Genomic DNA, 15,211 nt, shown 5'->3' with positions numbered 1-15,211 from the left:
CTGCTGCACGGGGACCGGTGCCGCCGGCGCCGCCGGTCCCCGTGCAGCAGTGACCGGGAACTGAGCGATGCGCCTGCGCCATATCGAAGTCTTCCACGCCATCATGCAGGTCGGCACCATCAGCGGCGCCGCGCAGGTCCTGCACATTTCGCAGCCGGCCGTGACGAAAGTCCTGCAGCACGCCGAACTGCAACTGGGCATGCCGCTGTTCGAGCGCGTGCGCGGCAAGCTGATCCCGAAGCCTGAAGCGCACCGCCTGTTCGCCGAGACGGAAAAGCTCAATCGCGACCTGCAGGGCATCCGCCGCCTGGCCGCGAGCCTGAAAAATCGCGCCGAGGAAACCGTGCGGCTCGTCTCCACGCCGACCATCGCCGTCTCCGTGCTGCCCGCCGCGCTGACCGTGTGGCGCCGCGACTTCGCGCAGACCCGCTGCGAGCTCGCCACGTTCCACACGAACGAGATCGTGAACGCGTTGCGCCTCGGCGAGGCCGACCTGGCGCTGTCGCTGCAGGACCCGCGCCACCCCGGCATCGAAGCGGAGCCGATCGCGCAGGGCGCGCTGATGGTGATGGCGCCGGCCGGCACGTGGACCGACGCGGAGTGCGCGCAACCGATCACGCCGTCCGGCCTCAGCGGCGAGTTGATCGGCCTGGCCGACCGCGACCCGCTCGGCGAAATGGTCGTGGCCGCATGCGAGGCGCAGGACGTGCACCCGGTGTTTCGCACCGTCGTGCAGACGTACCAGATCGCGAGATCTCTCGTCGAGGCGGGTGCGGGCACGGCGGTGCTCGATCCGTTCACGGCCGCGTCCGCCGCGCCGGGCAAGGTGCAGTGCCGCCCGTGGGCGCCGACGATCCCCGTCCAGCTGTACCTGCTGACGGCCAGCCACGCGCCGCTGTCGCACGGCGCGCGTGAACTGGCCATGTGCATCGGCGCCACGGCGCGCAATTTGTTGGATCAAGGATGTGCATGAATACCATCGCCAGCGAGCACATCGCCGGCCACCCCGAGTTCCGCCACCTGTCGACCATCGCCGGCATCGCCGTCGACCTGCGCTACGCGACCCCGGACAATTTCGTCGGCCGCGATTTGTACTCTCCCTACGATTGCGCCTGGCTGCACCGCGACGCGGCGTTTGCGCTGGAGCGCGTCGTCGCGTGGCTGAAGGCCCGACGTCCCGGCTGCACGCCGCTCGTCCTCGATGCGCTGCGTCCGCAGCGCGTGCAGCAGCAACTGTGGGATGCGCTGGCCGGTACCGATCTGCAGATGTATCTCGCGCATCCGCAGCGGGGTTCGATCCACTCGTTCGGGATGGCGCTGGACATCACGATCCTCGATGAGCAGGGCCGCGAGCTCGACATGGGCACGGGCTTCGACGACATGACGGAACTGTCGCATCCCGCGCTGGAAGCCCGCTTTGTGGCCAGCGGTGAACTGTCGGCAGAGCAGGTGGCCAACCGGCAATTGCTGCGCGACGCCATGTGCCAGGCCGGTTTCGTCGGCATCAACACGGAGTGGTGGCATTTCGATTGCGGCGACCGCAACCTCGTGCGCCAGACTTTCCGCCGCGTGCTCTGACCCCGTCGCACGGTGCTGTCGCGCCACGCTGACGGCACCCGTGCACGCTTGAGCAAGCTCATTCTCCTGAATTTCTCCGCCGGGACAATCGGTCCACTGACCCACGCCCACGCGAAGGAGAAAGAGATGAAGAGCTCGTTGTTGTCCGGTTTTATCCTGCTGATCATGACCGCGCTGGCCGGTTGCAGCACCGACGCCGGCAGCCGGTTCGCCGCGCGCGACACGACGGTCGAGTACTACCGCGTATTCGACATCAAGACCGACGCCGCACGCGAGGCCGTGGCCGGGGCGGCCACCGCAGGCCTCAACCGCAATGTGAAGGAAGCCTCCGTCGCGACGCCAGCCGCCGAGGCCACCGAGCTGCCGGGCCACTTCAGGATGGCCGACCCGACGAGCGCCGCACCGGGTACCGCCGTCGACAAGAGCCCGAGCTGCGAAGGCGCCGCCTGGACCGCCAAGGCCGCCCCGCAAGTACGCGGCGGCGACAACATGAACATGGTCGCCTGCCTGTTCCCGTACAAGAACGGCTACCACCTCGACATGTACGCCGTGTTCACGAAGCCCGAAGGCGGCTGGCTGTCCTGGCCGCGCCGGGTCGGCGGCATGATGCTCGGCACACCGGAAAAATTCACCGAGACCACGATGCTGGACATCGTGCGCTCGATCCGCGCGAACACGAAGGCGCAGGTGTCGCTGGTGGAAGCGAAGCCCAATCTGCCGGGAACGCCGTGGCTGGAGGGGGGTGACGCGCCGCTCGCCGCAGCCGGACAGGTCAGCAAGCCGTAGGTGATACGCGACGGCGGCTTCGTCGAGACCGCGAGCGGCACCATTACGGTGTAGCGGTACCGTTCGCAATACCCGTCGCCGACGGTGTCCCATCCAGCCGCGCGACCCAATCGACGAGCGCATCGAGCACGGCCCGGCCGCGCCCGTTGCCGACCCGGTCGCTGTTGACGAAGGCGACGAGCACACACTGCCTGCCGTCCGCATCCGGCACGTAGCCGGCCAGCGCGACGACATTGGACAGCGTGCCGGTCTTCAGGCGCGCGCGGCTGGCGGCGGGGCTGTCGTGCAGGCGGCGGCGCATCGTGCCGTCCACGGCCGCGATCGGCATGCTGGCCTGGAGTTCCGGCGCCCAGTTGCTGCGCAGGCCCGCTTGCAGCAGGCCCGCCATCTGGATGGGCGTGATGCTTTCGATGCGCGACAGGCCGGAGCCGTTTTCCACGACGAAGCCGGTGTCGTCGATGCCGTGCGTGCGCATCCAGGCGCGCACGACGGCCTCGCTGCGGGCAAGCGTCGTCAGGGTCGTGCCGGATGTGTTGGGTTGCGGATGGCTGCCCAGCACGGGGTCCGGTTCGAGCGCGCCCAGGCTCAGGAAGAGCAGGCGGGCGAGCGTGTTGTCGGAGGGCTTGTTGATGTCGCGGATGACTTCCGGCAGCGGGCGCGACACGTGTTCGGCCAGCAGGCGCGCACCCGGCGGCGTGGCGCCCTCGACGGCCGTGCCCGTGATGGTGCCGCCCAGCGTCTTCCACTGGCGGCGCACGAGGCGGGCGACGTATTCCTGGCGGTCGATCACGTTGATCGACTCGCTGGCCACGCAGTTTTTCGGGAACGTGCCGTGCAGCACGACCTTGATGCCGCCGCCCGGACGCGGCACGGCTTCCGGCAGCTTCCACCCGTGTTCCCAGGTGGCGCAGTCGGCATCGATGAGCTTCATGTCCGTGTCGACGGTGACGCCGTCGAGCTCGGGCTGCATCGCGACGCGCACGCGCGTGGCCGGTTTGCCGTCCGGGCGCGGCGTCGAGCGGATGTCCAGTTGCAGCATGTTGCGGTTGACGAACAGCGCGTCCGGGATGGCGTTGTAATAGGCCTCCGGCGATTCGTCGAACGGCGGCACGCCGACGTCCGCGCGGGCCGGATTGAACAGCGTGCGGTCGACGACCAGGTTGCCGTCGATCCGGCGGATGCCCTGGTAGCGCAGGGCGCGCAGCATGGTCGTCAACGTCTCGGTGGACAGGTCGACGTCGGCGCCGCCGCGCAGCACGAGGTCGCCGCGCAGCACGCCGCCCTTGACCTCGCCCGTCGTGCGCATCTCGGTGCGGCCGCGGAACACGGGGCCCAGCTGCTCGAGGGCGACCAGGGTCGTGGCGAGTTTCATCGTCGATGCAGGGTGCAGCGGATGGTCGGCCAGGTGGGACAGCACCGTCTTGTCGCCGCGCAGGACGAGCGCGCTCACGGCATCCTCGGGAATCCCCGCCGCGCGCAGGGCATCCGTGACGGGGATCGGCAGCGGCGTCGTCATCGACGCCGGCGGTGACGGTTGCAGCTGGGCCGCGGCCGGCATGCCGCTGCCCAGCAGCGCGGCGGAGAGAAGAGTCAGTGCGTGACGACGAAGCATGCCTGTCCTTTTTGTTGTTGCTATAGCCATTATCCGAAGAACACGTAAGCCACGGAGATGGCCGCGATGATGCCGGCAAAGTCGGCGATCAGCCCGCAGGAAATCGCATAGCGCGTCTTGCGCACGCCGACGGAGCCGAAGTACAGCGCGACGATGTAGAACGTGGTATCCGCCGAGCCCTGGAAAATGCACGCGAGGCGGCCGACGAACGAATCGACACCATACGTCTTCATGGCGTCGATCATCAGCGCGCGCGACCCGCTGCCGGAAAGCGGCTTCATCAGCGCGGTGGGCAGCGCGGGCGTGAACGCGGTGTCGAGGCCGGCCATGCGGATGAGCCATTCCAGGCCCTGCACGACGAAGCCGAGCACGCCGGCATTGCGGATCACGGAGATGGCGACGAGCATGCCGACGAGGTAGGGGATGATCGTGAGCGACGTCTGGATGCCGCCCTTGGCGCCTTCGATGAACGCCTCGTACACGTTCACGCGCCTAATCATCGCGCCGACTATTAACACGACGATGATGGAGAACAGGATCAAATTGCTCGCGACCTTGGAGACGGTCTCGATTTCCGGCTTGGTGAGGTATTGCGTGAAGTACCAGATCAGCGTGGCGATCGCGGCCGTCATGCCGCCCAGCCAGCCCAGCACGACGCCGTTCAGCAGGTTGATGCGCTGGCGGATCGACACGGCGATGATGCCGGCGACCGTGGCGACATAGGTCGCGATCATGCACGGGATAAAGATGTCGGACGGGTCTTTCGCGCCGAGGATCGCGCGCTGCGCCATGATCGCGAGCGGAATCAGGGTAAGGCCCGACGTGTGCAGCACGAGGAACATGATCTGTGCGTTGCTGGCCGTGTCCTTGTTCGGATTCAGCGTCTGCAGGCTTTCCATCGCCTTCAGGCCGAACGGCGTCGCGGCATTGTCCAGGCCCAGCAGGTTGGCGGAAAAATTCATCACCATGTGGCCCGTAGCCGGGTGGTCCTTCGGCACTTCCGGGAAGATGCGCGAAAAGAAGGGAGAAATCACTTTCGCCAGCCAGCCGACGGCGCCGGCCTTCTCGCCGATGTTCATGATGCCGAGCCACAGGGTCATCACGCCGGCCAGCGGCAGGGCGATGTCCATCACGCCCATTTTGGCCGCGTCGAAGGTGCCGTCGATGATGCGCTTGAAGATCTCGGTGTCTCCGAGGAAGATCCATTGGGCCAATGCCGCAACGAAGCCGACGAGGAAGAAGCCGATCCAGATGTAATTTAAAGCCATGGGTGTCGTAGTTTCGGCGGCTCATGCCGCCTGGGCTCGATTGTGCAGCGGAGAGTATAGGCGCTGAGCAAGCTGCACTGATGAAAGTATGGGCTAGGGATATGTAAAAAAGTTATGCGCCTCTGGAAAGCTTGGCGTTCTGTTATCGCGCTGCCGTATTGCCTGGGTCCAAAGCCTGAGCCTATGATACGCAACGCTTCCAGGACCTCGCCATGCCGACTCGCCGCTCCTTCCTCGCTTCCCTGCTGTTCACCGCTCTCGCCCCATTCGCCGCCGCGCAAGGGCCGCAACCCAAGGTCCTGCACATGTTCCTGTCGACGAGCGAGACAGGCATGGACCCGGCCGTCGCGTCCGACATCGCCACGTTGTCCCTGCTGGAAAACCTGTTCGATCCGCTGCTGCGCTACGACTACCTCGCGCGCCCCGTCAAACTGCAGGGCAATGGCGCGAAGGACCTGCCCGAGATCTCCGCCGACGGCCTGACGTACACGTTCCACATCCGCCCCGGCATGCGTTTTACGCCCGACCCGGCGTTCAAGGGGCCGCCGCGCGAGGTGACGGCGGCCGACTATGTCTACAGCATCCAGCGCCTGTATGACCCGACCCTGAAATCGCCGTGGTCGTTCATGTTCGAGGGAAAACTGCTGGGCGATGCGGCGTGGAAGGACCGTTTCAGCTACGCGACGAACATCCCGGGCCTGCAGGCCGTCGACCGGTACACGCTGCGCATCCGTCTTTCCGAGCCGGATAACAATTTCCTGTTTTACCTGGCCACGCCGGCGACCGGTGTCGTCGCGCGCGAAGTGATCGAGGCGTATCCGGGCCAGGCCGGCAATCACCCCGTCGGCACGGGGCCGTTCATGCTGGGGGACTGGAAGCGCAGCGACCGGATCGTCCTTGTGGCGAATCCGACGTCGACGTCCGTGTTTCACTCCAGCGTGGCGACGGACCCGGCGGCCGATCCCGGCGACCGCGCCATCGCGCGTGCGCTCGAAGGGCAAAAGCTGCCGCGCGTGGACAAGGTCGACATCAAGATCGCGGAAGAATTCCAGGGCCGCATGCTGGGCTTCCTGAACGGCGAATACGACTACCTGGAGCAGGTGCCGGAATCGATGACGGACATGGTCATCAAAAACGGCAAGCTGAAACCCGAGCTCACCGCGCGCGGCATGCAGCTGTACCGCTTCCCCGTGCTGCAGACCTACTACATGTGGATGAACATGGAGGATCCTGTCCTCGGCGGCTATTCGAAGGAGAGGGTGGCGCTGCGCCGCGCGATCTCGCTCAGCTACAACAGCGCCGAGGACATCGCCCTGCTGAAACAGGGGTTCGCGATCAAGGCCGAATCGCCGCTGCCGCCTGGCGTGCTGGGCTATGACCCGAACTACCGCAGCCCCGTCCCGTACGATCCGGCGATGGCGAATGCGCTGCTGGACCGCTTCGGCTACGACAAGCGCGACTCCGACGGGTTCAGACGGCAGCCGAAGCCGAACGGCGGCGGCACCGAGCCATTGACGCTGCAGATGAGCAGCGAAGCCACGGTCGGCGGCCGCCTGCGCGACGAACTGTGGCGCAAATGCCTGAATGCCGTCGGCCTGCGCGTCGTGTTCAAGTCCGATAAAAAGACGGAGATCATCAAGGCGTCGCGCCTCGGCAAGGTGCAGATGTTCGAGAGTAACTGGATCGCCGACTTCCCCGACGGCGACAATTTTTACCAGCTGCTGTACGGCCCCAACGCCGGCCGCGCCAACTACGCCCGTTTCAACCTGCCGGCCTACAACGAACGCTACGAGCAGGCGCACGCGCTCAAGGATGGTCCCGAGCGCCAGAAGCTCTATTTCGAGATGAACCAGCTGATCCACGCCTATAACCCGTGGGTACCGCTGACGCATGTACTCTCGGCAGATATCCGACAACCGTGGCTGAAAAACTACAAACGCCACCCCGTCGAATTCACGCAATGGCGTTATCTGGATGTCGATGTTGCGGAAAGGACACGTGCTGCAAGAGGGAAGTGATACTTTTTGCTAGATTTACTTAGTGAAATATTCCCTGCAGTTATAGTCAGCGCCGGAATTTTCATTGGCTGGGCGCGCGTCAGTGCGCTTACCTTTGAATCAACAATTCATGCCAACGTCATCGTGCACCAAGGAGAGCCACGTGAAGTTAAAGAAGCTAGCGACCATGATCGCCGTGATCGGTACCGCAGCCCCGGCCGTCGCGCAGCAAGCGCAAACGGACAAGCCGATCGCGCGCGTCGAAATCACGGGTTCCAGCATCAAGCGCATCGCCACCGAAGGCGCGCTGCCGGTGCAGACGATCACGATGGACCAGCTGGACAAGCAGGGCGTCACGAACGCGGAACAGCTGATGCGCCTGATTTCGGCCAACGGCACGGGCGCGGACAACATGACTTCAGGTAATAACGTGTTCGGCGCGGATGCCGACCGCGTCAGCGGCGGCGGCTCGTTCGCATCGCTGCGCGGCCTGGGCCCGACCGGCACCCTCGTGCTGATCAACGGCCGCCGCATTTCCGGCTACGGCCTGTCCGGCAAGGCGGTCGATCTGAACACGATCCCGCTGGCGGCCGTCGCCCGTATCGAAGTGCTGAAGGATGGTGCGTCCGCGATCTACGGCACGGACGCCGTCGGCGGCGTCATCAACTTCATCCTCAAGACGAATTTCGAAGGCCTGCAGGCGAATGCCACCGGCAACTGGACGGAGCACGGCGGCGGCGCCACCCGCCGGCTGCAGGTCGTGGCCGGCCACGGCAACCTGGACACCGACCGCTTCAACGTCATGGTGGCCGTCGGCTACGACAGGAACAACGAACTCGATTCGCACCAGCGCTCGTTCGCCAACGGCTACCAGCCGGCGCGCGGCCTGTCGCCGGACACCACCGGCACCCCGGTCGCCAACCAGCTGACGGGCGCCGGCACCGCGCTGGGCTCGAACTTCCAGATGCCGGGCGATCCGAACAAATACCTGCAGGCGGGTCTCCTCTCCCTGCAGGGCAAGTGCGACAGCGTGCAGGGCATGAACCAGTACGCGACGGCGCTGTGGAAGGACGTGACGTCGCCGCTGCGCTCGACCTATTCCTGCGCCTACGACTACGGCGGCGACTACGTGATGCAGCTGCCGACGGAGCGCACGAACGGCGTCGCCCGCGCCACGTTCCAGGTCAACCCGGACCACCGCGTGTTCGCCGAAGCCGTCGCCGCGCACACGAATTCGCTGGCGATCCTGACGCCGGCGCAGATTTCCACGTCGCTCGCGAACGGTAACGCGTATCCGGTGGGCGGCCCGTATTACCAGGACCTGTCGCCGTACATCGCTTCGTTCGACAAGACCAAGCCGATCATCTACAAATGGCGCGCCTGGCCGCTGGGTAACCGCACGCAGAACTACACGACCGACACCGTGCGCCTGATGACGGGCGCCGAGGGCATCCTCGCCGGCAAGTGGGACTACAAGATCGACCTGTCGCACAGCGAGAGCCACACCAAGACGGACCTCGTCGACGGCTATGCCTACACGAGCGCGCTGTACCAGGTGCTGGGCAGCGGCGTCGTGAACCCGTTCGCCGCGCCGTCGCAGGGCCAGAGCGCCGCCGCGATGCAGGCGCTGGAAGGCACCAAATTCTACGGCCGCCTCCAGCACGGCAAGACGACGCTCACGCAGTTCAACGCCTCCATCTCGGGCGAGATCTGGCAACTGCCGGCCGGCCCGCTGCAGGGCGCGATCGGCACCGACCTGCGCCGCGAGGGCTATGGCTTCGCGCAGGACGTCGACGCGACCAAGATCCTGCTGGCGCCGGGTAACGCGAACCAGGACACGGTCAACCGCAACGTCAAGGCGATCTACACCGAGCTCGTGGTTCCGGTCATGAAGAACCTGGAACTGCAGCTGGCGCTGCGCCGCGACGACTACAGCCTGATCGGCGCGACGACGAATCCGAAGATCGCGTTCAGCTACCGCCCCACGAGCTGGCTGATGCTGCGCGGTTCGGCCAACAAGGGCTTCCTGGCGCCGAGCTTCGCCCAGCTGTATTCGGGCCGCCTGGACCAGGAACTGCCGAACGGCGTGTCCGACCCGGTCGGCTGCGCGTCCCACCAGGGCGACCCGCGCTACTGCGCGATCGAGCGCCTGAACTACTTCAGCGGCGGCAACCCGAACCTGCGTCCGGAGACGTCCAAGCAGGGCACCCTGGGCTTCATCGTCGAGCCGAACGCGAACTTCTCGATGTCGGTCGACTACTGGGCGATCAACGTCAAGGACCGCATCCTGAACCGCACGCCGCAAGTGGTGCTGGCCAATGCGGCTGCGCTGGGCGAGTACATCCACCGCAATGCGGACGGTACCATCGATTACGTCGACGCGGGCTGGATCAACGCGGCCGGCCTCAAGACGCGCGGCGCCGACGTGGGCCTGCGCGGCCGCGGCAACCTGCCGGACGGCTGGCGCTGGAACGCGACCCTCGACGGCACCTGGACGCAGAGCTACCAGTTCGCCGAGTTCGAAGGCCAGCCGTACGTCGAATACGTCGGCAATTTTTATACGCGCGACATCTACCTGCGCTGGAAGCACAATGCCACGTTCAGCGTGAACAAGGGCGCATGGAGCTTCCTGCTCAGTAACCTGTACCGCGACGGCTACAAGGACCAGGTGCCGAACGGCGGCAAGGGCACGCCGCCGGCGGGCTTCAATCCGCACGTCGCCAGCTACACGACGTGGGGCCTGTCGACGACGTACACGGACTTGAAAAACACGACGATCACCGTCGGCATCCAGAACCTGTTCGACCGCGACCCGCCGTTCACGGCGCACAACGTGGACGAAGTCGTGGGCGCCGGCTGGGATCCGCGCGTGGCCGACCCGCGCGGCCGCTCGCTGAGCTTCGACGTCAAGTACCGCTTCTTTTAATCGGTAGCGCCAGTATCCTTGGCACGACCTGCGGCCCGCGACCATGGAAGCCACAAGCTTCCGCGGCGCGGGCCGTTTTACTTGAACCTCATTCCATGAACAGCAGGCGACGATTCAACGCGATGATGGCGGCGGCGCTGCTGCTTCCGTTCGCGCCTGCACGGTCCGCATCGAGAACAATGACACCACTGATCAAACCACCGCGCCTGCGCCGCGGCGACGTCGTCGGCCTCGTCGCGCCGGGCGGCTACACGAGCGACGCGTCGATCGAGAAGGCGGTCCAGCACATCGAGGCACTGGGCTTCCGCGTCAAGCTGGGCACGTACCTGCGCGACGTGTGGGGCAATTACGGCGGCACGGTCGCGGCGCGCATCGCCGACCTGCACGCGATGTTCCGCGATCCCGAAGTGAAAGCCATCTGGGCGATCCGCGGCGGGTCCGGCTGCATCTCGCTGCTGCGGCACCTGGACTACCGCCTGATCCGCACCCATCCGAAGGTCCTGCTGGGTTACTCCGATATCACCGCGCTGCACCTCGCCATCCACCGCCACGCGGGCCTCGTGACGTTCCACGGCCCGGTCGCATCGAGCACGCCGTCGGACTATTCGACGGCGCACCTGCTGGCCGTGCTGACGGAGCCGAGAGACTCGTACACGATCCCGATGTCGGCGGAGAACGACCGCCGCGCGCTGGAAGAGCCGTGGTATGCGACGCGCACCGTGCACGAAGGCGTCGCCGAGGGCCCGCTCATCGGGGGCAATCTGTCGCTCGCGAGCGCGCTCGCGGGCACGCCGTACGCGGCGGATTTCACGGGCGGCCTGCTGTTCCTCGAAGAGGTGAACGAGGAGCCGTACCGCATCGACCGCTGGATGACACAGCTCGACCTCGCCGTCGGTTTTGATAAAGCGGCCGGCGTCATGATCGGCATCTGCGAGAACTGCGGGCCGCAGGGCGACGGGCCGTCGCTGACCTTGGACGAGACGTTCGACGTGCACCTGCAGCCGCTGCGCGTGCCGGCGGTGACGGGGTATTCGTTCGGGCATATCCGCAACCAGTTCACGATGCCGGTCGGGATCCGGGGCAGGCTGGATACGGAGGCGCGGACGGTGACGTTGCTGGGGGCAGCCGTTAGCTGAAGACCGTCGCCCTCGCGGAGGCGGGGGCCCAATCTTGTATGCGTTATCGCAGCGCCAGCAACTTGGGTTCCCGCCTTCGCGGGAACGACGTTGCAGCGTAGCGGGTCGTGCTTACCACCGCCACGCCTCCTGCAACCGCTCCTTCAGATACTCCACGAACACCCGCACCCTTGGCGCCAGGTTCCGCTGGTGCGGATACACCGCATGCAGCGGCGCCGCCGCCATCGCATGATGCGGCAGCACACGCCGCAGACGGCCCGCGGCCAGGTCATCCCCCACGTCCCAGATCGATTTCAGCGCGATGCCGCTGCCGGCCAGTGCCAGCTGCTGCGCGGCGCCGCCGTCGTTCGTGAGGAAGGCGGCATCCACGCGCACGGGCGTGGTCTCGTCGCCGTCGAATTTCCAGTCCGTGCGGCGTTGATCGCCGATCACGATGCAGCGGTGGCCCGCCAGTTCGGCCGGCGTGCGCGGTTCGCCGTGGCGCTGCAGGTACGCCGGCGACGCGCACAGCACGCGGTAGTTCGGCGCCAGCGCGCGCGCGACGAGCGAGGATGCTTCCAGCGCGCCGTAGCGGATGCCGAGGTCATGACCGCTGTCCAGCAGGTCGACGACGGCGTCAGTCAGCTCGAGCTGGATGGTCACGTGCGGATGCAGCTCCTGGAACGCGGCCGCGATGGGCGCCAGCCAGCGCCGGCCGAATTCGCCCGGCGCCGTGATGCGCAACAGCCCGTGCACGCCGTCGCGGCGCTGCGCGAGCAGGGCTTCGGCCTGCTCGACTTCGTCCAGGATGCGCAGCACGCGCGCGTGGAACAGCCGGCCTTCGTCCGTCAGCGTCTGGCGCCGCGTCGTGCGCTGCAGGAGGCGCGTGCCCAGGCTCGCTTCCAGCAAGGACAGGCGCTTGCTGACGACGGACACGGGCACGTCCAGCTCGCGCGCGGCGGCGGACAGGCTGCCGGCCGAGACGATTCGCGCGAATGCGACGAGGGCAGGGAAGTTGTTGGCGAGCGTGTCCATCTTGCGCTTTTTGGAAACAATGATTTCGTATTCTGCCGCTATTTTTCGATCAGCGTGAAATCTATGATGGGCTCATCGACACCAGGAGCATCACCATGAAAGCTTTTACTATCCTCGCCGCCGTGCTGGTAGCGCTGCCCGCCTGCGCGGACGCACAACTCGTCAGCGCCCGGCAAGTCATCGTCGACCCGTCGCTGCCGCCGGCGCAGCGTGACGCGGAAATGCGGGCGGCGCGCCGTTACGCCACGTTCTGGCACACTGGCGACGAACGCTTTGCCCGCGCCGCGCTCGCAGCCGATTTCACGGACCGCACGCTGCCGCCGGGCCGCGCGCAAGGCGTGCCGGGGCCGCTGGCCGCCTCCAGGTTCGTGCGCACGGCGATACCCGATCTGCAGGCCGACCTGCTACAACTGATCGTTGCGGGCGACCGCGTCACCGTGCACTATCGCTTCCACGGCCATTTCACGGGACGGTGGGCAGACAGACAGGGGCAGGGGCAGGCGATCGACTTCATCGCCACCGACATCTATCGCATCGCGGACGGGAAGATCGCCGACAACTGGCACATCGAAGACAACCTCACACTGATGCAGCAACTGGGCCTCGTCGCCCGTTGAAAGGGACCATCATGCACATCGATTTGACCGGCAAGACCGCACTCGTTTCCGCCTCCACCGCAGGCATCGGCCTGGCGACCGCCATCGGGCTCGCCGACGCGGGCGCCACCGTCATCCTCAATGGGCGCTCCGTGGATGCCATCGAACGTGCCCGCGCGGCCGTGCTGGCGCGGGTGCCGGGCGCGCAATTGCGTGGCGTCGCCGCCGACCTTGCGACGGCGGAAGGCGCCGCGGCGCTACTGAACGCCGAGCCGCACGTGGACATCCTCGTCAACAACGCGGGCACGTACGGGCCGCAGGATTTCTTCGAGATCGACGACGCCACGTGGGAGCATTTTTTCCAGCTGAACGTGATGTCGGGCGTGCGCCTCGCGCGGCACTACCTGAAGGGGATGCTGGAACGGGACTGGGGCCGCGTCGTGTTCATCTCGTCGGAATCGGGGCTGAACATCCCGGCCGACATGATCCACTACGGGATGACGAAGACGGCGCAGCTGGCGATATCGCGCGGGCTGGCGAAGCTGGCGGCCGGCAGCGGCGTCACCGTCAACGCGGTGCTGCCGGGGCCGACCCTGTCGGAAGGCGTGCGCGCCATGCTGGAAGACGCGGCGAAAGAAGCCGATACGTCGGTCGAGCAGGCGGCGACGGACTTCGTGCGCACCCACCGCCCCAGCTCCATCCTGCGCCGCGCGGCGAGCGTGGACGAGGTGGCGAACATGATCGTCTACGTGTGCTCGCCGCAGGCGTCGGCCACGACGGGCGCGGCGCTGCGGGTGGATGGCGGGGTGGTCGACACGATCGCTTAGTCTCACGCCACGACCTTTACGCAACCACCTCGTCGATCTGCGTGGCGACTTCGTCGAAGGCGGCGCTGGCGCGGTCCTCGCCCATGTTCACGCCTTCGGCGTAGATGAACTCGACGTCCGTCATGCCCATCAGGCCCAGCACGCCCTTCAGGTACGGCACCTGCGAGTCGCGCTCCGTATCGCGGTAGATGCCGCCTCTGGCCAGGCCCACGTAGACTTTCTTGCCGGTGACAAGGCCTTCCGGACCGTTCGCCGTGTAGCGGAAGGTCTGGCCGGCGCGGGCGACGGCGTCGATCCACGATTTAATTTGCACGGACACGCTGAAGTTATACATCGGCACGCCCAGCACGATCACGTCGGCGTTTTTCAGTTGTGCGATCAGCGCATCGTCCAGCGCCACGCGGGCGCTTTGCTCCGGCGTGCGTTGTTCGGCGGGCGTGAACAGCGCGGACAGCGCGGCTTCGTCCAGCACGGGGTGCGGGTCGCGCGCCAGGTCGCGCAGCTCGACCGTCGCTTCCGGATGACGTGCTTTCAGGCGCGCCGTGATCGCGTCGGCGACGCGGGTGGAGTTCGAACCGTTGGCACGGGCGCTACCGTTGATTTGCAGGATGTTCATCGTGTTCTCCAGAAGTGTTGGGTCGATGGAGAACATTCTATTGAGACTCTTCGACGGGATTAAGCCGGGTTTCCGGATATCATTGTTCCATTTATGGGACGGGAGTCTGGGCCATGGTGGATGCAAACGATCTGATCCTGTTCGTGCGGGTCGTCGACGCGGGCAGTTTTTCGCAGGCGGCCGAACGGGCCCACCTGCCGAAGTCGACGCTGTCGCGCCGCCTGACCCTGCTGGAAGAAGCGCTGGGCGAAAAGCTGTTCGTGCGCAGCACGCGGCGCGTGGCGATCACGGCGTTCGGCGAGCGCATCCTGGAGCATGCGCGCCGCCTCGTCGACGAAACGGAAGAAGTCGCGGCGCTGGCCCAGCACCGGCAGGAAACGCCGCGCGGCGAATTGCGCGTGTCGATGCCGGCCGACCTCATCGAATCCGACTTCGCCGCCTTCTGCCAGGCGTTCCAGGCGCGCTATCCGGACGTCCGGCTGCGCATCGACCTGTCCCCGCGCCGCGTGGACCTCCTGAGCGAACGTTTCGACGTGGCCGTGCGCGCCGCCCAGCACCTGCCCGACGATGCGACGCTCGTCGCGCGCAAGCTGTTCGACGTGGGCCAGGGTTTGTTTGCCAGCCCGGATTACCTGGCCGAACATGGCACACCGGCGACGCCCGATGACCTTGTCGAGCATGCCTGTCTTGCCTACACCGGACACGACGGTACGACGCTGCCGTGGGTGCTGGCGCGCGGCGACGAGCGCTGGGAGCAGGTCGTGCAGGGACCGCTGGTATGCAATTCGCCCCGGTTGCAGCGCGAGATGGCGTACCGCGGCGCGGGCATCGCCGCGCTGCCGGCCGACGCCGCCC

13 protein-coding genes are annotated in these 15,211 nt (G+C 66.4%); 9 read left to right on the top strand and 4 right to left on the bottom strand.

The window, feature by feature from the left end:
* Positions 1-67: 67 nt before the first annotated feature.
* The 3 genes from ACEN88_RS10425 (at position 68) to ACEN88_RS10415 (ending at position 2,364) form a co-directional block, all read left to right on the top strand.
* Entirely contained in the window at positions 68-973 is a 906-nt protein-coding gene (locus tag ACEN88_RS10425; protein ID WP_413339378.1) for a LysR family transcriptional regulator, read from the top strand.
* Positions 970-1,578 carry a M15 family metallopeptidase gene (locus ACEN88_RS10420; protein WP_413339376.1) on the top strand — a complete coding sequence of 203 codons (609 nt, stop codon included), beginning with the start codon at positions 970-972 and terminating at the stop codon, positions 1,576-1,578. The genes ACEN88_RS10425 and ACEN88_RS10420 overlap by 4 nt, the downstream gene beginning before the upstream one ends.
* Before the next feature lie 126 nt (positions 1,579-1,704).
* Entirely contained in the window at positions 1,705-2,364 is a 660-nt protein-coding gene (locus ACEN88_RS10415; RefSeq protein ID WP_413339374.1) for a hypothetical protein, read from the top strand.
* A gap of 43 nt (positions 2,365-2,407) precedes the next feature.
* On the opposite strand, the gene dacB is transcribed toward ACEN88_RS10415, so the two are convergent.
* Both dacB and ACEN88_RS10405 read right to left on the bottom strand, forming a co-directional pair.
* Entirely contained in the window at positions 2,408-3,976 is a 1,569-nt protein-coding gene (gene dacB, locus ACEN88_RS10410) for a D-alanyl-D-alanine carboxypeptidase/D-alanyl-D-alanine-endopeptidase (protein ID WP_413339372.1), read from the bottom strand.
* Positions 3,977-4,005: 29 nt separating this feature from the next.
* Complete coding sequence (locus ACEN88_RS10405) at positions 4,006-5,244, bottom strand: nucleoside recognition domain-containing protein (RefSeq protein WP_413339371.1); 1,239 nt, start codon at positions 5,242-5,244, stop codon at positions 4,006-4,008.
* A 212-nt stretch (positions 5,245-5,456) separates the two neighbouring features.
* Here ACEN88_RS10405 and ACEN88_RS10400 point away from each other — a divergent pair, with 212 nt between their 5' ends.
* The 3 genes from ACEN88_RS10400 to ACEN88_RS10390 all read left to right on the top strand — a co-directional run bounded on the left by ACEN88_RS10400 (position 5,457) and on the right by ACEN88_RS10390 (position 11,303).
* Entirely contained in the window at positions 5,457-7,262 is a 1,806-nt protein-coding gene (locus ACEN88_RS10400) for an ABC transporter substrate-binding protein (protein ID WP_413339369.1), read from the top strand.
* A 142-nt stretch (positions 7,263-7,404) separates the two neighbouring features.
* Entirely contained in the window at positions 7,405-10,167 is a 2,763-nt protein-coding gene (locus ACEN88_RS10395) for a TonB-dependent receptor (protein WP_413339367.1), read from the top strand.
* A gap of 179 nt (positions 10,168-10,346) precedes the next feature.
* Positions 10,347-11,303, top strand: coding sequence for a S66 peptidase family protein (locus ACEN88_RS10390; RefSeq protein WP_413339365.1), 957 nt, complete (start codon positions 10,347-10,349; stop codon positions 11,301-11,303).
* 111 nt (positions 11,304-11,414) lie between these two features.
* Here the strand turns inward: ACEN88_RS10390 and ACEN88_RS10385 are convergent, their stop codons facing one another.
* Positions 11,415-12,317 (bottom strand): LysR family transcriptional regulator, encoded by a 903-nt coding sequence (locus ACEN88_RS10385; RefSeq protein WP_413339363.1) that lies wholly within the window; start codon positions 12,315-12,317, stop codon positions 11,415-11,417.
* A 32-nt stretch (positions 12,318-12,349) separates the two neighbouring features.
* On the opposite strand from ACEN88_RS10385, the gene ACEN88_RS10380 reads away from it, so the two are divergent.
* Both ACEN88_RS10380 and ACEN88_RS10375 read left to right on the top strand, forming a co-directional pair.
* Complete coding sequence (locus tag ACEN88_RS10380) at positions 12,350-12,934, top strand: ester cyclase (protein ID WP_413339379.1); 585 nt, start codon at positions 12,350-12,352, stop codon at positions 12,932-12,934.
* 11 nt (positions 12,935-12,945) lie between these two features.
* Positions 12,946-13,740, top strand: a complete 795-nt coding sequence (locus ACEN88_RS10375) for an SDR family NAD(P)-dependent oxidoreductase (protein WP_413339361.1) — start codon at positions 12,946-12,948, stop codon at positions 13,738-13,740.
* 16 nt (positions 13,741-13,756) lie between these two features.
* Here ACEN88_RS10375 and ACEN88_RS10370 read toward each other — a convergent pair whose 3' ends face one another.
* A complete protein-coding gene (locus tag ACEN88_RS10370; protein WP_413339359.1) occupies positions 13,757-14,356 on the bottom strand; it encodes an FMN-dependent NADH-azoreductase in 600 nt (199 codons plus the stop codon).
* Positions 14,357-14,469: 113 nt separating this feature from the next.
* Between ACEN88_RS10370 and ACEN88_RS10365 the strand changes: the two genes are divergently transcribed.
* On the top strand, positions 14,470-15,211 hold a 742-nt coding region (locus tag ACEN88_RS10365; protein WP_413339357.1), incomplete at its 3' end, for a LysR substrate-binding domain-containing protein.

It is taken from the genome of Massilia sp. CT11-108 (assembly GCF_047302915.1).
Lineage (GTDB): Bacteria > Pseudomonadota > Gammaproteobacteria > Burkholderiales > Burkholderiaceae_D > Telluria > Telluria orientalis.
Note: the sequence above shows the minus strand (reverse complement) of the source record. Positions and strands in the feature narration are given on the sequence as shown.